The organism is Prescottella sp. R16, from assembly GCF_030656875.1.
In the GTDB taxonomy this organism is placed as follows: Bacteria; Actinomycetota; Actinomycetes; order Mycobacteriales; family Mycobacteriaceae; genus Prescottella.
In genome coordinates, this window is the sequence record NZ_CP130943.1 from 94,033 (window position 1) to 113,131 (window position 19,099).

At 67.7% G+C, this 19,099-nt stretch carries 18 protein-coding genes; 7 read left to right on the forward strand and 11 right to left on the reverse strand.

What is annotated here, in order from left to right:
- Positions 1–202 precede the first annotated feature (202 nt).
- From Q5696_RS00405 to Q5696_RS00415, 3 genes are all read left to right on the forward strand, one after another.
- Complete coding sequence (locus Q5696_RS00405) at positions 203–2,029, forward strand: Ig-like domain-containing protein (protein WP_305093282.1); 1,827 nt, start codon at positions 203–205, stop codon at positions 2,027–2,029.
- Positions 2,030–2,050: 21 nt separating this feature from the next.
- On the forward strand, positions 2,051–3,796 hold the full coding sequence (locus tag Q5696_RS00410) for an Ig-like domain-containing protein (RefSeq protein WP_305093283.1): 1,746 nt from the start codon (positions 2,051–2,053) through the stop codon (positions 3,794–3,796).
- A gap of 272 nt (positions 3,797–4,068) precedes the next feature.
- Positions 4,069–4,983 carry a cutinase family protein gene (locus Q5696_RS00415; protein ID WP_370654836.1) on the forward strand — a complete coding sequence of 305 codons (915 nt, stop codon included), beginning with the start codon at positions 4,069–4,071 and terminating at the stop codon, positions 4,981–4,983.
- Positions 4,984–5,031: 48 nt separating this feature from the next.
- On the opposite strand, the gene Q5696_RS00420 is transcribed toward Q5696_RS00415, so the two are convergent.
- From Q5696_RS00420 to Q5696_RS00430, 3 genes are read right to left on the reverse strand one after another with little or no spacing between them, the layout of a single operon-like run.
- A complete protein-coding gene (locus tag Q5696_RS00420) occupies positions 5,032–5,832 on the reverse strand; it encodes an SDR family oxidoreductase (RefSeq protein WP_305093285.1) in 801 nt (266 codons plus the stop codon).
- Complete coding sequence (locus Q5696_RS00425) at positions 5,829–7,490, reverse strand: FAD-binding dehydrogenase (protein ID WP_305093286.1); 1,662 nt, start codon at positions 7,488–7,490, stop codon at positions 5,829–5,831. Before Q5696_RS00425 ends, Q5696_RS00420 begins: the two co-directional genes overlap by 4 nt.
- Before the next feature lie 3 nt (positions 7,491–7,493).
- On the reverse strand, positions 7,494–8,108 hold the full coding sequence (locus tag Q5696_RS00430; RefSeq protein ID WP_305093287.1) for a TetR/AcrR family transcriptional regulator: 615 nt from the start codon (positions 8,106–8,108) through the stop codon (positions 7,494–7,496).
- Positions 8,109–8,295: 187 nt separating this feature from the next.
- On the opposite strand from Q5696_RS00430, the gene Q5696_RS00435 reads away from it, so the two are divergent.
- A complete protein-coding gene (locus Q5696_RS00435) occupies positions 8,296–8,589 on the forward strand; it encodes a putative quinol monooxygenase (RefSeq protein WP_305093288.1) in 294 nt (97 codons plus the stop codon).
- Positions 8,590–8,718: 129 nt separating this feature from the next.
- Positions 8,719–9,087: a helix-turn-helix domain-containing protein gene (locus Q5696_RS00440; protein WP_370654837.1), complete on the forward strand. Its 369-nt coding sequence runs from the start codon at positions 8,719–8,721 to the stop codon at positions 9,085–9,087.
- Between the two features lie 7 nt (positions 9,088–9,094).
- Here Q5696_RS00440 and Q5696_RS00445 read toward each other — a convergent pair whose 3' ends face one another.
- From Q5696_RS00445 to lysX, 4 genes are all read right to left on the reverse strand, one after another.
- Positions 9,095–9,694, reverse strand: a complete 600-nt coding sequence (locus Q5696_RS00445) for a ClpP family protease (RefSeq protein WP_305093289.1) — start codon at positions 9,692–9,694, stop codon at positions 9,095–9,097.
- The gene (locus Q5696_RS00450; RefSeq protein WP_305093290.1) at positions 9,691–10,314 is read right to left on the reverse strand and encodes a ClpP family protease; all 624 of its coding nucleotides are present in this window, start codon (positions 10,312–10,314) and stop codon (positions 9,691–9,693) included. Before Q5696_RS00450 ends, Q5696_RS00445 begins: the two co-directional genes overlap by 4 nt.
- A gap of 87 nt (positions 10,315–10,401) precedes the next feature.
- Positions 10,402–11,073 (reverse strand): DUF998 domain-containing protein, encoded by a 672-nt coding sequence (locus Q5696_RS00455; protein ID WP_305093291.1) that lies wholly within the window; start codon positions 11,071–11,073, stop codon positions 10,402–10,404.
- Between the two features lies 1 nt (position 11,074).
- Positions 11,075–14,425 carry a bifunctional lysylphosphatidylglycerol synthetase/lysine--tRNA ligase LysX gene (gene lysX / locus Q5696_RS00460; protein WP_305093292.1) on the reverse strand — a complete coding sequence of 1,117 codons (3,351 nt, stop codon included), beginning with the start codon at positions 14,423–14,425 and terminating at the stop codon, positions 11,075–11,077.
- 77 nt (positions 14,426–14,502) lie between these two features.
- Here lysX and Q5696_RS00465 point away from each other — a divergent pair, with 77 nt between their 5' ends.
- On the forward strand, positions 14,503–14,727 hold the full coding sequence (locus Q5696_RS00465) for an RNA-binding S4 domain-containing protein (protein ID WP_305093293.1): 225 nt from the start codon (positions 14,503–14,505) through the stop codon (positions 14,725–14,727).
- Positions 14,728–14,795: 68 nt separating this feature from the next.
- Here Q5696_RS00465 and rraA read toward each other — a convergent pair whose 3' ends face one another.
- The 4 genes from rraA to Q5696_RS00485 all read right to left on the reverse strand — a co-directional run bounded on the left by rraA (position 14,796) and on the right by Q5696_RS00485 (position 18,179).
- On the reverse strand, positions 14,796–15,266 hold the full coding sequence (rraA, locus tag Q5696_RS00470; RefSeq protein WP_305093294.1) for a ribonuclease E activity regulator RraA: 471 nt from the start codon (positions 15,264–15,266) through the stop codon (positions 14,796–14,798).
- A gap of 53 nt (positions 15,267–15,319) precedes the next feature.
- The gene (locus Q5696_RS00475; protein WP_305093295.1) at positions 15,320–15,700 is read right to left on the reverse strand and encodes a DUF5313 family protein; all 381 of its coding nucleotides are present in this window, start codon (positions 15,698–15,700) and stop codon (positions 15,320–15,322) included.
- 81 nt (positions 15,701–15,781) lie between these two features.
- A complete protein-coding gene (locus Q5696_RS00480) occupies positions 15,782–17,281 on the reverse strand; it encodes an MFS transporter (RefSeq protein WP_305093296.1) in 1,500 nt (499 codons plus the stop codon).
- Positions 17,282–17,567: 286 nt separating this feature from the next.
- Positions 17,568–18,179 (reverse strand): TetR/AcrR family transcriptional regulator, encoded by a 612-nt coding sequence (locus Q5696_RS00485; protein ID WP_305093297.1) that lies wholly within the window; start codon positions 18,177–18,179, stop codon positions 17,568–17,570.
- A gap of 96 nt (positions 18,180–18,275) precedes the next feature.
- On the opposite strand from Q5696_RS00485, the gene Q5696_RS00490 reads away from it, so the two are divergent.
- On the forward strand, positions 18,276–19,091 hold the full coding sequence (locus tag Q5696_RS00490; RefSeq protein ID WP_305093298.1) for a TauD/TfdA dioxygenase family protein: 816 nt from the start codon (positions 18,276–18,278) through the stop codon (positions 19,089–19,091).
- The last annotated feature ends 8 nt before the right edge of the window (positions 19,092–19,099 follow it).

Genomic DNA, 19,099 nt, shown 5'->3' on the forward strand with positions numbered 1-19,099 from the left:
CTCGCACGGGACGGGGCCTTCGTCTGTCCCCGGCCGGTATCCGGTAGTTGCCGCAACTAGTGGATATGCCCAGGACAGGCGGTTTTTCCGAAATCGGCCCGGAAACGCGCGCTGTGGCCCATAGTGGTTCGGATCACACCTGTACGACTGTCCAACAGCAACGGTGTCGGGGGTTGCAGAGGACATCCTTCAAGGAGCATCCATGGCAACTCGCGCGTCCAAGCGACTCGCAGCGCCGTTCGTGGTCCTGATCAGTGCCCTCGCACTGATCTGGGGTATGGCCGGTGCGGCGAGCGCAGATTCACCCCCGCCCTCGTCGTCGGGGGACAAGACGGCCGACAACCTCGGTTGGAACACCGAGGTCTACGCCGTCAACGGTACTGTCGGCGCCGGCAACGTCCTCAACCCGGGAGATACGGTCACGTATCGCTCGAACATCTGGGAGAACTCCAAGGCCGGTGGCTTCCTGAACCTCGGCCGCTACATGACTGCACTGCGTCACAACGCGCCCACTGGGTTCCAATACCTCAATTCGGAGGTATCGATGGGTGCTTCTGTCACCGACGAGGGTGACGACGGCGTCAAAGCAGTCTGCAGTGGAAACGGATGCAGCTCGGTGCCGGTCATCGGCGGAGGTGGATTCTTCGTCAAGGGCAGCACCGTTCTACGGTTCAGCGTCACATACAAGGTGCCGGACAACTTCGTTCCGGGCGATTACAACAGTGGTTTCGTGTTCGATGTCTACTCGTTCACGAATCAGCAGGGCAGCAATTCGGCCGGCGCCTGGGTCCGTGTCGTCGACAACCGCGAGACCACCACGACCACGGTGACCGCTCCCGCGACCGCGGGCCGGGGCAGCGAAGTGCCTCTGACCGCCACGATCTCACCGGCCGGTGCCACGGGCACGGTGCAGTTCTTCGAGGGCGCGAACCCGATCGGTGACCCGGTTGCAGTCAACGGCGGAACTGCCACGCTGGCGCACACTTTCACCGAGATGGGCACGTACGACATCTCCGCGAAGTTCACGGCCACGGGCCTGTTCCACGACTCCGAGGGTGCCGCAACGCAGATCGAGGTCGGCAATGTTGTCACCCAGACGGCTCTGAGTGTCCCGGCCTCCGCCGAGGCGGGTGCGAACGTGACCTTCGAAGCGAACGTCAGCCCGGCCGACGCGCAGGGCACCGTGCAGTTCGTCGTCAACGGCACCAACGTCGGCAACCCGGTGCAGGTCGATGCCGGTAAGGCCACGCTGAACCACCGTTTCGACGATCCGGGTAACTTCGCGGTCACCGCGAACTTCGCCGGCGGCTACGGCTACGCCGACTCCGCTGCCACCGCGCAGCAGGTCGCTGTCGACTACGGCGCCTGGCAGACCACCACGGTCGTCGTCGAGCCGGTGACCGCGGAGGCCGGCAGCCCCACCAACCTGATGGCCACGGTCCGCCCGATCCCGACCGGCGGTGACGTCGTCTTCCGCGTCGACGGCACCGAGGTCGGGCGCGTCGCGGTCGGTACCGCCGACGGTGTCGCGGTTCTCGAGCACACGTTCGCCGACGCCGGCAGCTACCCGGTCGTCGCGGCTTTCGAAGGCACCGAGGGCTTCTCGGCATCGACGTCCGCGGAGTTCACCGCCACGGTCGCCCCGACCGCGCCGGTGCTCACCGCTGTCGACGCGAACCTGAACGTTCAGGGCCTCTCGGTAGTCGGGCAGACGGTCACCCTGACCGCCACCGTGAACCCGGCCGACGCGCAGGGCACCGTCCAGTTCTACCGCGGCACCGAGGCGATCGGCGCGCCGATCGCGGTCGTCGACGGCAAGGCCACCGCCACCACCACCCTCGACTTCGAGGGCACTCAGCTGCTCAGCGCCAAGTTCGTCGGCGGTGACGGCTACCGCGACACCGTCTCGAACACGGTGGTGCTCAACGTGTCCGCGGCTCCCGAGGCCCCCGAGGGTGGCGCCGGCAGCCTCGGATCGCTGCTGGAAGGCCCGCTGGCCGGGCTGTTCGCCGGATCGCTGGGGGGCTGACCCATGAGTGCAGGAGGATCGATGAGTTCCAAGCTGTACCGCACCATCGCGCCGCTCGCGGTGGGGGCGATGGTCGCCTCGGGTGCGGCACTGTTCGTGGCCGCTCCCGCCTCGGCGGAGCCGACCACGACGACGTTCAAGAACGCGTGTCGCGCGTCGCCGTCGTCGAGTCTCGCCGGTGGTCCGCAGGACCAGGTGCAGGAGGCGTCGGTGACGGTCGATGCCCCGACGAGTGTGGCACCGGGGGAGGAGTTCGACGTGTTCATCACGCCGTCCCCGATCTCGGTTCCGAACGATCCGGGATCCGGGGCCAGCATGACCAACGTGTCGCGTCTCAAGATCGACGTCGCGATGCCGGAGAATGCGCAGTTCCTCGGCGGTGAGGTGGTGCCGAACACCAGTTCCGGGCTGTCCGGTGTGGCACCCAACGTGCTCGTCGTCAACGAGCAGGGCAACGTGGATCCGAACGGCACGATCATCCGGTTGTCGGGCGACAACCAGACCATCGGCAACGGCCCGAGTTCGTCGAAGAACTCCGAGGGCGGCATCAAGGTGAACAAGAATGGAGGGGCGAACACGATCTTCCAGCTGCCGCAGGTCAAGGCCCGGCTCAAGGCCGGGGCAACGGGTGAGATCCACATGAAGCTGCGGACGGCGGGGACCGCGGGCAACTTCGCCAACGACGCCAACTTCATGACTTTCCTGCCCCGGGTGAGCGCGCCCCTCGTCGGAACCGTCTGGGCGCCGACGCAGTGCACCCCGCGGGACAGCATCGGCGGTCCGCTCAACGCCGGTGCCGGCCCGCTCGCCACGGTGCAGATCCAGCGCGCCGTCGTCGACACCGTCACCCATCTGGACGGCCCGAGTGCGGTGACCAACGGCGGCGAGTTCACCCTCAACGCGACGGTGGTGCCGACGCCGGACGACGGGCAGGTGCAGTTCACCCGTGACGGGCAGGACGTCGGTGCACCGGTCGATCTGGTGAACGGCAAGGCCTCGCTGACCGAGACGCTCGACGCCGACGGCGACTACGTCTACGAGGCGAAGTTCCTGGGCTCGGAGTTCTCGAACGCGTCGGCGGGTTCGAAGACGGTCAACGTGACGTCGCAGGACATCGCGACCACGACGTCGGTGACGGGTCCGGCACAGGATGCCTACCGGGGTGAGCCGGTGAACCTGACCGCGAAGGTCGAGCCGGGTGTCTCGGGTGGCACGGTGACGTTCGAGGTGGACGGCACGGCGGTCGGTACGGCCGAGGTGAAGGACGACGGCGCCGCGGTGCTGCCGTACACGTTCGACGCGAACGGCACGCATCGGGTGATCGCCCGCTACTCGGGTACCGACGGTGTCTCCCCGTCGGTGTCGGCGCAGTACCCGGTGAGTGTGACCGAGGCACCGGCCGCGGACGTGGCCACCACGGTCACGGTCGATCCGGTTGCGGCGACGGCGAAGGGGCAGCAGGTGACGCTCACGGCGCGGGTGGCCCCGGGTTCGGCCCACGGCACGGTGCAGTTCAAGCTCGGTGACGCGCTGCTCGGCGGACCGGTGCGGGTGGATCAGAACGGGGTCGCGACGGTGACGACGTTCTTCCAGAACCCGGGCGAGTTCGTGGTGTCGGCACAGTTCACGGCCGACGCCGGGTTCATCGACTCGGCCGCCGATCCGGTGGACGTCACCGTGACCGGTGATCCGGACACGATCCCGACTCCCGGTGGCGGGGGCGGGCTGGGCAGTCTCGGGGACCTGTTCGGGGGCTTCGGTTCCTGACGGGCGGTAGCTGCCGAACGCAGTGATGAACACGGGCGGGGCGTCGTCGCGCATGCGGCGACGCCCCGCCCGCGTCGTCCCCGAACGAAGGACCCCACGGCTGCGCATCGCTCCGGTAGCGTGCGTTTACCGGCCGTGCATCGAGTCGCAACGTGGACCTGTCAAGATCTATCCGGCGCGTTCACCGGACACGAATGCGCGCTCGGGGGCGTCAGGACAGGTGGTCACGGGAGTGTGGCCATGCGGAAGTGGATGAGTGGGGTGCGGTGCCGATGGGCGTGAAGAAGTCGCTGGCGGTTCTGGGCGCAAGTGCTGCAACGGTTTTCGGGTCGATTGTCGGTATGGGTACGGGAGTTGCGCAGGCCGCACCCGAATGTCCGAATCTGCAGGTCGTCGCGATCCCCGGTACGTGGGAGACCACCACCGATCCCGGCGAGACCCGTGGTCCGGGCATGCTCGCGGCGGTCACGAACCGCCTGCCGGCGTCGGTCGGTGTCGAGTACGTGCCGTATGCGGCCACCGCGTTCCCGTGGGAGACCGAGGTGTACGGGGCGTCCAAGCGTCAGGCCGTCGACAACGCCCGCGGCGTCATCGCCGACGTGGCACAGCGTTGCGGCAACACCCGGTTCGCGCTCGTCGGCTACAGCCAGGGCGCCGACGCCGCCGGCGATCTCGCCGCCGAGATCGGTACCGGGACCAGTGTGGTGCCGCCGACCCGGCTCGCCGCGGTCGGTCTGCTGTCCGATCCGCGCCGGTCCGAGACCGACATTCTGGTCGGCCCGCCGGTCGTCGGCAACGGTGCCGGGGGTCCCCGCGTCGGCGGTTTCGGATGGGTGACGCCGCAGACGCGCACGTTCTGTGTCGTCGGCGATCTGTACTGCTCCACACCCAAGGACGATTTCGTCACCCGGCTCGCCGGGTTCCTGGCGCAGAACTCGTCGCCGCAGGCCCAGCAGTCCGGACGCTACGTGCAGGAAGCCGTCTCGATCGTGCAGGACCTCATGGCCGCCGGCGGTATGCCGACGTTGCAGGCCGAGTCGTCCGACACGGCCACCGAGGATCGGGCGAAGAAGCTCGACGCGTTCTATCGTTCGCAGGCGCACCAGGACTACGCGAACTACGTCGTCGACCCCTACGGCAACACGGCCACGTCGTGGCTGTCGAACTGGTTGCGGTCGATGGCCTGATACGGGCAGAGTTCCGCCCCGGGTGCCGATGCGGCACCCGGGGCGGTCTCATCTCAGCCCGTGGAAGCGGGCCGTCATCTTCTCGGTGACGGCGCGCGGTACGAGCCTGCGGACGGTGAACACCAGCGGCGCCATGTTGCCGCGCGCGTACAGCGGTTTCGGTTTGTCCGCCTCGATCGCGGTCACCACCAGTTCGGCCACCTTCTCTGCACTGATACCACGGCCCTCGTTGCGCGACATCGCCTTCGACACCGTCTCGTAGTCGCCCGAGTAGGGGGAGCCGGCGTCGATGTACCGGCTGCGGCGGTCGCCGATGCCGGTGGCGATGGTGCCGGGTTCGACGGTGGTGAGCCACACCCCGAACGGGCTCAGTTCCCGGCGGGCGGCGGTGGCGAACCCTTTCAGCGCACATTTGGTGGCGACGTACGACGAGCGGAATGCGAGCGGGAAACTCGCGAGCATCGACCCCACCATCACGACGCGGCCGTAGCCGCGGCTCCGCATCCCGGGCAGCAGCAGCTGCGTCAGCTGGATCGCGCCCAGGACGTTCACCTGGAACAGTCGGTCGATCGCGTCCTGCGGTAGTTCCTCGAGCGGCCCCATCTGGCTCTCCCCGGCATTGTTGACGAGTACGTCCACGTCTCCGACGGTCCGGGCACACGCCTCGATACTCGCCCGGTCCTCGAGATCGAGGGGCACGTATTCGACACCCGGAACGCGGGAATCCTCCTGCAGCGCAGACGGGGTGCGGGATGTCCCGATCACCCGGTAGCCGCGTGCGACGAGCGCCCGGGCCACCTCGCGGCCGATACCGGACGATGCGCCGGTCACGAGTGCGGTGCGGGTCATCGGAGGCTCCGTCCCAGTGCCCGGCCGGCGGCGCGGCCGGAGAAGATGCAGCCGCCGAGGAACGTGCCCTCGAGCGCGTTGTACCCGTGGACGCCGCCGCCACCGAATCCGGCGACCTCACCGGCGGCGTACAGGCCGTCGAAGACGCTGCCGTCGGGGCGGATCACCTGCGAGTCCAGGTCGGTCTCGAGGCCGCCGAGGGTCTTGCGGGTGAGCAGGTTCAACCGGACCGCGATGAGCGGCCCGTGGTCGGGGTCGAGCAGGCGATGCGGTTTGGCGACACGGATCGCCTTGTCGGGTAGGTAGGTTCGGGCGTTGCGGATCGCCATCACCTGCATGTCCTTGGAGAAGGTGTTGTCCATTTCGCGGTCGCGGGCGATCACCTCACGCTCGACCTGCTCGTATGCGAGCGGCGCATCCGGGGTCAGGGCGTTCATATCGTCCACCAGGTCGCGCAGGTTGTCGCGGACCACGAAGTCCACGCCCTTGCGCTTGAACGCCTCGACCGGTCCGGGTGCCCCCTTCTTCACTCGTCCGAGAAGGAGTTTCATGTCCTTGCCGGTGAGGTCGGGGTTCTGTTCGGAGCCCGACAGCGCGAACTCCTTCTCGATGATGGACTGGGTGAGGACGAACCACGTGTGGTCGTGTCCGGTACCGAGGATGTGTTTCAGCGTGGCGAGGGTGTCGAAGCCGGGGAACAGCGGGACCGGCAGGCGCTTGCCGGTGGCGTCGAGCCACAGCGACGACGGGCCGGGGATGATCCGGATGGCGTGGTCGGGCCAGATCGGATCCCAGTTGACGACGCCCTCGGTGTAGTGCCACATGCGGTCCCGGTTGACGATGTTGCCGCCCGCGGACTCGGTGATCTCGAGCATCCGGCCGTCGACGTGCGCGGGCACCCCGGTGATCATTCGTTCGGGGACGCGGCCGAGCCGGTCGACGGGCCAGTTCTTCTTCACCAGGTCGGGATTGCCGCCGATGCCGCCGGAGGTGACGATCACGGCCTGGGCGCGCAGCTCGAATTCGCCTGCGGGCGTGCGGGACGACTTCACGCCGCGGGGTTCGGTGGACGGCTCGAGCACGGTGCCGCGTACACCGACGGCGGCGCCGCCCTCGACGATCAGCTCGTCCACCCGGTGCCGGTGGCGGAAGGTGACCTGCCCGCGCGCTGCGGCGTCGAGCACGGGTTCCCGGAACACCCGCACCACCTCGGGGCCGGTGCCCCACGTGATGTGGAAGCGGGGCACCGAGTTGCCGTGCCCGGTGGCCAGTCCGCCGCCGCGTTCGGCCCAGCCGACGTTCGGCATCACCCGCAGACCCAGGTCGTGCAGGTAGGCGCGTTTCTCGCCGGCCGCGAAGTCGACGTAGGCCTCGGCCCACTGCCGGGGCCAGTGGTCCTCGCGATCACGGTCGAAGCCGGCGCTGCCCAGCCAGTCCTGCAGTGCGAGGTCCCGGGAATCCTTGATGCCCATGCGCCGCTGCTCGGGACTGTCGACGAGGAACAGGCCGCCGAGCGACCAGAAGGCTTGTCCGCCCAGGTTTTCCGCATTCTCCTGGTCGACGACGAGGACGCGTCGTCCGGCCTTCACGAGTTCGTGGGTCGCGACCAGACCCGCCAGTCCTGCTCCGACGACGATGACGTCGGCTTGTTCCGTCACAACTTATCTCCTGTCCGTTGCGGCGCTGTAGTTGTCGATCACGGTGACGAACAGGCGTCGACGTGCCTGCCGGACCGTCTCGTTTCCGGGTTCGAGGAGGATCTGGACGGTGGTGCCGTCGTGGATCGCGACGAGTGCGTGGCCGAGAGCCGTGCGGTCGGTGACGCGGCGTCCGGTGGCGGCGAGGGCGTCCTCGACGATCGGCAGGATCGTGTGGAGGATCGCCTCCTCGCGTGCCGCCACGACCCGTTTGAGTGCGGGGTTGCGCAGCGCGTGCGCGGTGAATTCGGCGGTGATCCGGTACCAGGCGTCGTCGACGGGGATTGCGGCGAGGACCCGGTCGACGGCGTCCTCGACACTGGCGGGGGCCGGACCGGACGGATCGGTGAGGGCGGTGCGGATGGCGTCGAGCATGGCGGCCGACCGCTGCTCCCACAGGGCGAGGAAGAGTTCGTCGAGCGAGGTGAAGTTCGAGTAGAACGCGCCGCGGGTGAATCCGGCACGTTCACACACCTGCTCGACGCTGGAGCGTCCGAAGCCTTCCTCGGCGAACGCCGTGCCGGCGGCGTCGAGGAGACGACGGCGGGTCTCGGCGCGACGCGGGCTGACGGTGGGCATCGCTGCTGGTCATCCCCTTCGTTCGGCACGCCGGTCGATTCGATACAGGACTGTATCCGACAGGGTGGTGTCGTCGGCCCGGAACGGAGCAGATCCGGCTGCACTGCAATTACGGCATGCGGGACCGGGTCCGAGGTACCGTCGGGGTCGCCGTGCACTGTGGCGGCACTCACAGAAGAGGAAGTCGATGTCGAACCTGCATGTCGTAGCCACCCTGCCGGCCAAGTCCGGTTCCGAGAACACGGTGCGCACCGCTCTCGCCGCCCTCGCCGAGGCCAGCCGCAAGGAGGACGGGTGCGTCTCCTACGACCTGTACGAATCTGCTTCGGCCCCAGGGACGTTCGTCGTCGTCGAGGTGTGGCAGGACCAGCACGCGCTCGACGCCCACATGAAATCGGATCACATGCGCGAGGCCGCCGGTGCGTTCGGATCCCACCTCGCCGCGGCCCCGGGAATCCATCCACTGCGCCCTGTGTCCTGATCGTCGCCCCGACACGAGAGGGGCGGTTTGTGCCGTCCCTCTCCGTTCGTCCCCTCGTCTCGTCGTCGGCCCTCGACGTCGTGGTCGAAGTGCGAGCCGGAACGCGTCGGCCGCGGGTAGCCTACGGTCATGGCCGTCCAGGTGAACTTCCGTCGGATGAACGCAGCCGTCCCAGAGACGTCGGCGACCCCAGACGAGCCGGATCGGCTGTGGCGCGACGTCGTCGGCGAGCAGATCAGACGGATTCGTACCGATCGAGGTGAACGACTGTCCGACGTCGCCGAGCGTGCCGGGGTGTCGCCCCAGTACTTGTCGGAAATCGAACGTGGCGTGAAGGATCCGTCGTCCGAGTTGCTGGCCGCTGTCGCCGGAGCGTTGGAGACGACCGTCGGAGGTTTGGCGCGACGCGCCTACCGGATCGCGCCGGTCCGTCCGATCGCCCCGCGTCCCGTCGATGCTCGCCGGACACCGTCGGGACCTGTCTGCCTGGCTGCGTGACCGAACCTCACACCGGAGACCGGTTCTCGACGACCGTGTCGACGATGCCGTAGTCGATCGCGGCGGCGGGTGTGAGAACCAGCTGTCGTTCCAGATCGAGGCGTACCTGTTCGGGGGCACGGCCGGTGCGGTCGGCGAGGATCTGCTCCTGCAGTCCGCGGATGCGTTCGGTCTCCTCCGCCTCGAGAACGAGGTCGGGGATGGCGGCGCGGCCGCCCTCGGTGATCGGCGGGTGGAGCACGACGCGCCCGTGGCGCAGAATCGACCGTCGGCCCGCGGTGCCGCCGGCGAGCAGCAGGGCTGCGCTGCCGACGGCCTCGCCGACACAGGTGGTCTCGATCGGGGACTGCACGAACTGCATCGCGTCGTACACGGCGAGGACGGCCGGGACGGCACCACCCGGCGAGTTGATGTACAGCGAGATCGACCGGTCGGGGCTGTCGCTCTCCAGGTGGAGCAGTTGCGCGATGATCGCGTTCGCGACACCCTCGTCGACCGCGGTGCCGAGGTAGACGATCCGTTCGGCGAGCAGTCGGCTGTAGATGTCGACGGTGCGTTCGCCCGACGACGTCGACAGCGTCACATAGGGAATCGTGTAGGTGCTCACCGGGCCACCCCCAGCCCGAACGAACGGGGCAGCGGACGTGGAACGACGTCGTCGAGAGAGGTCACGACGCGATCGACGAACCCGTAGTCGAGGGCCTCGCCCGCGGTGAACCAGCGGTCCCGTACCGAGTCCCGCGTGATCTGCTCGACGGTCCGCCCGGTGTCCTCGGCGATGCAGGCGAGAACGGTGTCCCGGGTGTGCCGGATCTGGTCCGCCTGGATCGCGACGTCCGGCGCCGAACCACTGACGCCGCCGGACCCCTGGTGCAGCAGTACTTTCGCGTGGGGAAGCGCCACCCGTTTACCTGGGGTGCCGGCGGACAGCAGGAACTGGCCTGCGCTGTACGCCATGCCGAGGTTGACGGTCGCGACGTCGTTGGGCACGGCACGCATGCAGTCGCGGATCGCCAGCATCCCGGGTACGGAACCGCCCGGCGAGTTGATCACCAGGGCGATGTCCGAGTCCGGGTCCTCGGTGGCCAGGACGAGCAGGGCCGTGCAGATGCGGTTGGTGTTGGCCTGCTCGAGGGCATCGCCCAGCAGGATCATGCGCTGCGCGAACAGGCGCTGGTTGAGGTCACGGTCCAGGACCGCGGTGGGGTCGATCGTGTTCTCGGACATGACCTCACCCTGTGCCGCCCGGCGTCTCCGGACAACGGCGCGCTGCTGTGAGCAGATCCGCCGACAGCGAAACGGTCCGGGTCCGGTTCAGGTGGAACCGGGTGCCCCGTGCACGTCCCGCCACGCCCGGCCGTCGAGGAGGGTGGCGGCGACGAGCACCATCCATCCGCTCATCGACAGCAGTTCGACGCGCTGCGCGAACCCGAGCCACGCGTGGCCGCCGGAGGTGTCGTCGACGCCGACCAGCATCCACAGGGTGCCGATCAGGAACAGCACGACGACGGCCAGGCCGCACCACCACATCGCCCGCGGTGCGCGGTGGACGACGATCGCGACGATGAACGCGACCGCCGACACCACCGCGGCCGTCACCGACACGGTGCTCGTCAGCGCGTGCCACTGATGCGTGAGCGGAACCTGCGTCGCCTCACATGCTGCCGTCGAACACCGCAGCGGTAGACGGGAATCGGCGATCGTGCCGGCGCCGAACACGCCGAGCGAGAGCCAGCCGACGGTGGTGAGCAGCCGCCGTGGCGTGAACGCCAGTCCCAGCCCGGCCGCCGCGACCAGCACGATGCCGGTGAGCAGGTCGCCGGTGCGGTAGACGATCCCGTACTGCTGGTCGGTCGCGGCGAGCTGGCTCGCGAACCCCTCGAACGGGTTCGCGTGCGGGGTCAGCACGAACGCCAGCAGCCACGACGAGTACAGCAGTGCGCCCGCGATCAGCAGGGCGGCGACGGTGTACCGGCGTACCGGCATGTCAGTTGCGCGGTTTCGCGAACGGGAACGCCAGCGATTCGCGGATGCTGCCGCCGGTGACGAGCATGACGACACGGTCCACGCCCATACCGAGACCACCGGTGGGTGGCATGGCGTGCTCGAGGGCCTGCAGGAAGTCCTCGTCGAGTTCCATCGCCTCGGCGTCGCCGCCGGCCGCGAGCAGCGACTGCTCGGTGAGCCGCCGACGCTGGTCGATCGGATCGGTCAGTTCGCTGTACGCGGTGCCCAGTTCCATGCCCCACGCCACCAGATCCCACTTCGCGGCCACCCCGGGGATGGTGGGGTGCGGCCGGGTCAGCGGCGACATCGACGTCGGAAAGTTGGTGTAGAACGTCGGGAACTCGGTCTGCCCTTCCACGAGATGCTCGTACAGCTCCTGTGCGACCGCGCCGGCATCCCAGTTCTTCTGGTACTCGATCCCGTTGTCGTCGCACAGTTTCCGTAGTTCGCCGAGCGGTGTTTCGGGGGTCACCTCCACGTCGAGGGCCTCGGCGACCGCGCCGTGCATCGTCTTGACGGGCCACTCGCCGGAGATGTCGACGGCCACGAGTTCGCCGGCCGGACCTGGCCGCATGATCGTCGCGGTGCCGTGCGCGGCGATCGCCGCGTTCTGGATCAGCTCCCGACACAGCACCATCATCTGCCCGTAGTCACTGTGCGCCTCGTACGCCTCGAGGATCGTGAACTCGGGGTTGTGCTTGAAGTCGACACCCTCGTTGCGGAACACCCGTCCGATCTCGAACACCTTCTCCATGCCGGCCACGCACAGCCGTTTGAGGAACAACTCCGGGGCGATCCGCAGGTACAGGTCCAGGTCGTAGGTGTTGATGTGGGTGACGAACGGGGCCGCGTTCGCACCACCGTGGACGCGCTGCAGGATCGGCGTCTCCACCTCGAGGTAGTCGCGGCCGGACAGGGTGTCGCGCAACGACTTCACGATCGCGGTGCGGGCCGCGAGGAGGCGCCGGGCCTCCGGGTCGATCGCGAGATCGACGTACCGCTGCCGCACCTTCGTCTCGGCGTCGGTGAGGCCCTTCCACTTGTCGGGCAGCGGGTGCAGGCACTTGCCGGTCATCCGCCATTCGGCCGCCAGCAGCGACAACTCGCCCTTTCGGCTGCGGCCCACCGTGCCGGTGACCTCGATCAGGTCGCCGAGGTCGAAGTCGGCGGCGAACTCGTCGAGCCGGTCCCCGACGGCGGCGCGGTCGATGAGGATCTGGATGTCGCCCGACCAGTCCCGCAGCACCGCGAACGCGACACCGCCGTACGTGCGGATCCGCAGCAGCCGTCCGGCCACCCGGACCTGTGCGCCCTCCGACGCCGACGCCGCGGCCACCGTGTGCGTCGGCGGTACCGCCACCGGATAGGCGTCGACGCCCGCGTCGGTGAGCCGGGCCAGCTTGTCCATCCGTACCCGTACCTGCTCGGGCCGCCGCGGACCACCGGACTCGACCGCCGCGGACGGAGCCGAACCGGCGGTGGGGGAGACGCCGCGGGGGGCGCTGCCGTCGTCGTGCAGGAGTCCGGTGCCGGCCACCGCGTCGGGGACGGCGGTGTGCCGTCCGGTGTGGGTGGGGGCGTTCGCGGGACGCCGGAACGACGGCAGTGTCAGGAAGCCCTCGGCGACGGCCGACGCGATACCGACGCGGGGCAGATGCCGGTTGTCGTCGAAGCACAGGTAGCGCGGCGCCCACTCCGGCTGATACTTCACGTTGGACCGGTACAGCGCCTCGAGCTGCCACCAGCGGGAGAAGAACAGCAGCAGGCCCCGCCACATCCGCAGCACCGGTCCGGCACCGATACGGGCACCCTCCTCGAACGTGGACCGGAACACCGCGAAGTTCAACGAGATCCGGACGACACCGACCTCGTCGGCGCGCATCGCCAGCTCGGCGACCATCAGTTCGACGATGCCGTTGGGGGCGTGCGGGTTGCGGCGCATCAGGTCGAGGGACACGCCGTTCCGGCCCCACGGCACGAACGACAGCATGCCCAGCACGTCGCCGTCCGGCCCGACCGCTTCGACGAGCAGACAGTCGCCGTCGAGTCCGTCGCCGAGCCGGCCGAGGGCCATCGAGAATCCGCGTTCGGTCTCGGTGTCGCGCCAGCTGTCGGCGCGGGTGATCGCGTCGGCCATCTCCTGGTCGGTGAGGTCGCGGTGCCGTCGCATCCGGACCGTCACCCCCTGCTTGCGGACCCGGTTGACGGCCTGCCGGACCTGCCGCATCTCGCGGCCGCCGAGCGTGAAGTCGTGGGTGTCGAGGATCGCCTCGTCACCGAGTTGCAGCACCGACAGTCCGGCCCGGGCGTAGGCGGTGGCACCGGTTTCGCTCGCCCCCATCACGGCGGGCGCCCACCCGTACTTCGAGCACAGCGCCAGCCAGGCGTCGATCGCGTGCGGCCACGCCTCCGGGTTGCCGATCGGGTCACCGCTGGCCAGGCACACCCCGACCTCGACGCGGTACGTCACGGCGGCCTTGCCGCTCGGCGCGAACACGACCGCCTTGTCGCGGCGGGTCGCGAAGTAGCCGAGGGAGTCGCCGGCCCCGAAGTCGTCGAGCAGGCCGCGCAGAGCGGACTCGTCGCTGCCCGTCAACGCGTTCGACGCCCGCTGCGACCGGAACAGGGTGATCACCGAGGCCAGCAGTGCGAGGGCACCGAACAGGCCCAGGAGCGTGTTGACGAACGCGTGCGGATGCCCGTCGAACTGTTCGTTCTCGATGACGACGAGGGCCGTGACCCGGTTGAGGGCCCAGAAGAAACGCTGCCCGGACGGCAACGATCCCGGGAACAGCTCCACCAGGCCCCAACCGAGCAGCGTGCCGACCGCCAGGCCTGCGACGAGCACCCCGAGCGCCTTCCACCCGGCACCGCGCCGTACCCGGGTGTAGAACTCGCCGCGGGACGCCACCAGAATTCCCACCACCACGATGTGGACGACGAAAGCAACTGCGGCACTGGCATTTCTGTCCACGATCGCCTCGACCGCATTGTCGACCGCGAAGAGGACCAGGTACAGGGTCAGCAGCCACCACGCGATCCGTTTCCGGCTCGCGAGCGCCGCCGCAACCAGCGCGAGCACCAACGCCCACGACAGGCTCGTATCCGGTGCGTCGAAATAGTAGTGCGCGACATAGATGCGTGGAGTGTGGACGAGATACCGCAGCGTCGGAGACAGGCTCCACAACAACACCAGCACCGAGAACACACCGAGAATCAGTCCCGCAATGTGCGGAACCTCCGACAGTCGCCCGCGTTTCGCCCGTGCCGGTACCTCGTGGGGACTGGGCTCGCCGACCGCTCCCGCCGATCTCCCGGTACTCGTGACCATCGCCGTCCCTTCCCCGCATCCTGTGTCACCCCAGTGTGCGGCGTCCGGGCCGGATTCGGATGGAGGAAGATGACGTCATGTCTGAATTCGTGGACGAAGTCCCCATCCGTGACGAGTCGATCCGACTGGGTCAGTTCCTCAAGCTCGCCAACCTCATCGAATCCGGTGCCGAGGCGAAAGAAGTCATCGCCGACGGACTGGTGACCGTCAACGGCGAAACGGACACCCGCCGAGGACGCCAACTACGGGCCGGCGACATCGTCGAAATCGGCGGCGCGAAGGCCCGGGTGGTACAGGAATAGGCGGCTTCGTCGCCCGCGCGCCTTTTCGGTGGCAACTACCACCGAAAAGGCGCACAAGCGCGAAACGTCTAACGCACCACGACGCCGTCGTCGTCGCTGTAGACGGTTTCGCCGGGGTTGAACGTGACACCACCGAAGGAGACGGGCACGTTCTTCTCCCCGGACCCGGTCTGCGTGCTCTTGCGGGGGTTGGTGCCGAGCGCCTTGATACCGATGTCGAGGGTGCGCAGGATCGCGGAGTCGCGGACGGCACCGTTGACGATGACGCCGGCCCAGCCGTTGGAGACACCGCGGCCGGCGATGATGTCGCCGACGAGGGCGGTGTGCACGCTCGCGTCGCCGTCGACGACGAGGACGCCACCGTTGCCGGGCTCGCTGAGGGTCTGCTTGACCAGCAGATTGTCCTGGAAGCACTTGACGGTGGTGATCGGGCCGGAGAATGCGGGCCGGGCGCCGAACTGGATGAACTGGGTGTCGCAGCTGCGGATGTCCGGGCCGATCTCGTCGGCCAGATCGGCGGTCGCCACGGGGTCGCTCATGATTGCCTCCTGTCGTCGGTTAGCCCGACCACGATAGTTGACCGACGGGTAACTTAGGCGCGCCCGTGGCGGCGTTCGTAGTCGTCGCGGACCCGGTCGGCCCGACGCTGCGCCTTCTCCGCGACCAGATCCGGATCGAGACCGTGACTGTGCAGTCGATGCCGGCGATACACCTGCATCAAGGCCACTGCGAAGTACACCAACGGCAGGAACAGCAGTGCCATCATCGCCAACGGCACCCACACCGGACCGGGAATCAGCAGGAACAACAGCAACAACGGGACGACCGGGACCGTGAACCGGATCAGATACCGCACCGACGCGCCCGGCCCCACCAGGTCCCGGCGGACCCAGTCCTGCAGCGAGTCCGGCAACGTCCGGCCGAACTGGTAGCCGACGTACTGCCCGAAGGTGGGTTTGGGGAGTTCCGACATGCCGTTCAGCGTAGGCGCTCCGCACCGGTGCGCCTTTCCGGTAGCTGTCGTTACCGGAAAGGCGCACGGTGGCGCAACCGTCTAGCGCGTCGGCACGGCCGGTGTCTCGGGGGTGTCGAATTTCTGGCCGGATGCGAGTCCGCCGGTGGCGGGGGTGCGGCCGTGTTTCATGGCGAGGGTGACGGCGATGGCGACGACGATTGCTGCGGCGCAGATGAAGTACGAGTAGTGGTAGCCCTGCATCGACGGAATCGGTTGTCCGGTGGTCGGGTTGATCATGAGTACGTAGTTGCCGATGATGACGCCGAGGAAGGCGCTCGAGAGTGCTCCGGCGACCTGTTCGGACGTGAACTTCATCGATCCCGTGACGGCCTGGGTGTCGGCGGGGACCGCTTCGATGAGCAGGTTCTGGCTCGACGCGTAGAAGAAGCCGTTCGCGACACCCATGAAGAAGCCCAGGAGGATCGTGGCTCCGGTCGTGTCGACGAGTCCGAATGCGACGAGCAGTGATCCGATGAATGCGCCGCTCATGCCGATGAGCATCGCCAGTCGCGGTGAGTGCTGTCGTGCGACCCATCCGGCGAGCAGGCCGCAGGCGGCGGCCGCGAGTCCCTGGGGCAGTCCGAACTGCACGGCGTATCCCAGTGCGGACAGTCCCAGCCCGGATTGGTCGTTGCCGGGGATCGACGGTGCCCGCAGCATCTGGGGCAGGAGGGCGCCGTTCGCTCCGTTGAGGACGCCGTAAGCGGCGGCGATCGCGAGGGTCATCCACACTCCCGGCCGGGCGAGCAGCGACATGGAGATCAGTGGTTGGGCGATGCGTCGTTCGGCGAGGACGAAGATCACGATCAGTGCGATGCCGGTGACGAAGGAGACGGTCCGGAGATCCTCGTTGTTCGCGCCGAGGATGAGGGCGCTGGCACCGAGGCCGAGTAGGAGCGCACCGAGGTAGTCGACGCGGTGGGCGATGCGGACGGTCGTTTCGGGGACGAGGAGGGCGATCGCGATGATGACGGCGGCCGAGTAGGCGAACAGGAACCAGAAGGCGCTGCGGAATCCGAACGTGTCGATGAGCCATCCGCCGAGGATGGGGCCGATGAGTGCGGACGCGCCGATGCCGACACCGATACCGCCGACGCCGAGCGGCACCCAGCGTGACGGGATGAGGTCCCGGATCAGTCCGTAGCACACCACCGAAGACGCGAGACCGCACGCCTGCAGGCCGCGGCCGACGAGGAACAGCGGATACGAGGCGACGGTGGCACACAACACCGTGCCGACGAGGAAGGTGGCGCCTGCCGACAGCAGGACCTTCTTCTTGCCGTAGACGTCGGCGAGTTTGCCGACGATGGGGACGACGACACCTCCGACGAGGAGCGGAATCGTCATCACCAGGGTGATGCGCGTGGTCTGGAAGTCGACGGCCATGTCGGTGAGGCCGGGGCTGACGAGGGTGAATTCGAAGGCGACGATCTCGGTCATCAGCGCGACCAGCACGATGATGAGGATCGATTGTTTCTTGGACCGGTTCTCGGTATCCGAGGATTTCTGACCGGGTGTCGATGGAATGAAACCAGCCATGTCGGAAAGGTTCCCATCTGTGCGGAGGTGTTTGCGCTGCCTGAGTGGGGGAGTCGGGTGCGGTCGTGTCGCCGCGTTCATGCATGCGACCGTGATGATGATGTCGACGAAAGATGTTGATAGACAGATGTATTGATTACCCGTGCGTCAACGTCGTGTTGGAGAAGTGGGTGTCGGGCCGATCGATGCGAGGGAGCGTATCAATCGTTTGCTGGGTCCGGAAGGAATCTGTGGCCACGACCCACTCAGCGGGACGTCTACCTCTGACCGCTCGTGTCGCCGAAGGTCATTTCCGGGCGTGACCAGGCGATTCGAGTAGATCGGCAATGGCGTCGACGAGTGCGGTGACGGTCAGGTCGGCGGCGGCAGCATCGGCCTGGCCGGTTTCCAGGCGGTATTCGAGGTCGGCGAGGGTGCGGATGGTGAGTACCTGGACCATCCGTAGTCGTTCCTCGCGGGTGCCGGCATCCACATCCGTGAGCAGCTCCGACATCTGCCGCACCACTTCCCGCGACCCGCTCCCGTGTCGGTCGTCGAACGGTTCGAAATCGCGGCCCCGCCCGAGGTAGCGATCGAGGAAGCGGGCGTAGCACGACGAGCCGCCGCCGGCGACGACGGCGGCAGCCAGCGGCCGGACGTAGGCGTGTGCGAGTTCCAGGGGGCCGGGCGCGTCGAGTTCCTCGAGTATGCGGTGCCGTTCGGCATTGAGGGGCAGTAGCCGTAGGTCGTAGAGCGCCTGGATGAGTCCGCTCTTGTTTCCGAAGTGGTACTGGACTGCCGAGTTGTTCCGCTGACCGGCACGTTCGCCGATCTGGCGCATGGACACATGCTCGACGCCACGCTCGGCGAACAGTTGTTCGGCGGCGAGCAGAATCTTCGTGCGAGCATCCTCGGACATGTGACCCATTGTGCCCGACCATGTCTCAATGCTTGACGAGGGCGGGGCCCGCCCCTAATCTCCGTTAAGACATTCTGCCTTAGAAGGGGGTTCGCGATGTCGACATCCGAACTGCACGTGCAACGGCTGGCCCACGCGCTCGGCGCCGAAGTGGCCGGCATCGATCTGTCACGGCCGCTGGATGCCGACGTGGTGAAAGAGATCCGAGACCTCTTCCACGAGCACCAGGTGCTCTTCTTTCGAGATCAGCACATCGACGATGTGGCGCACCGTGATTTCGCCGTACACTTCGGCCCGTTGCAACGATTCGCGTTTCTGTCGCCGGTATCCGAGTCGGTGCCGGAAGTGCATGCGATCGACATCGATCCGACCAAGCCCAAGACGGCGAACTCGGACATCTGGCATTCCGACGCCACCTTCCTCGCCCGACCACCCCTCGGATCGATGCTGCGCGCGGTGATCCTGCCCGATGTCGGCGGTGACACGTTGTGGGCGTCGATGTACGCGGCCTACGACGCGCTCTCGTCCCGTATGCAGCGACTTCTCGACGGGATGACTGCTGTGCACGACTCGTCGAACTCGGTCTCGCACGCACGAAATGCCGTGAACGCGGACTTCCAGCCGACTTCTCACCCCGTCGTCCGGACCCATCCGGTGACCGGTCGCAAGGCCCTGTTCGTCAACAAGATCTTCACCACCAGGATCGAGGGCCTCACCGACCGCGAGAACGATGCGCTGCTCCCGATGCTGACCGACCACGTCCGGTCGCCGGACTTCCAGGTTCGTTTCCGGTGGGAGCCCGGTTCCATCGCCCTGTGGGACAACAGGTGTACGCAGCACTATGCGGTGGCCGACTATGCCAGTCGACGCCGGATGCACCGGGTCGTGATCGACGGTGACGAACCGGTGTAAACCGTCCC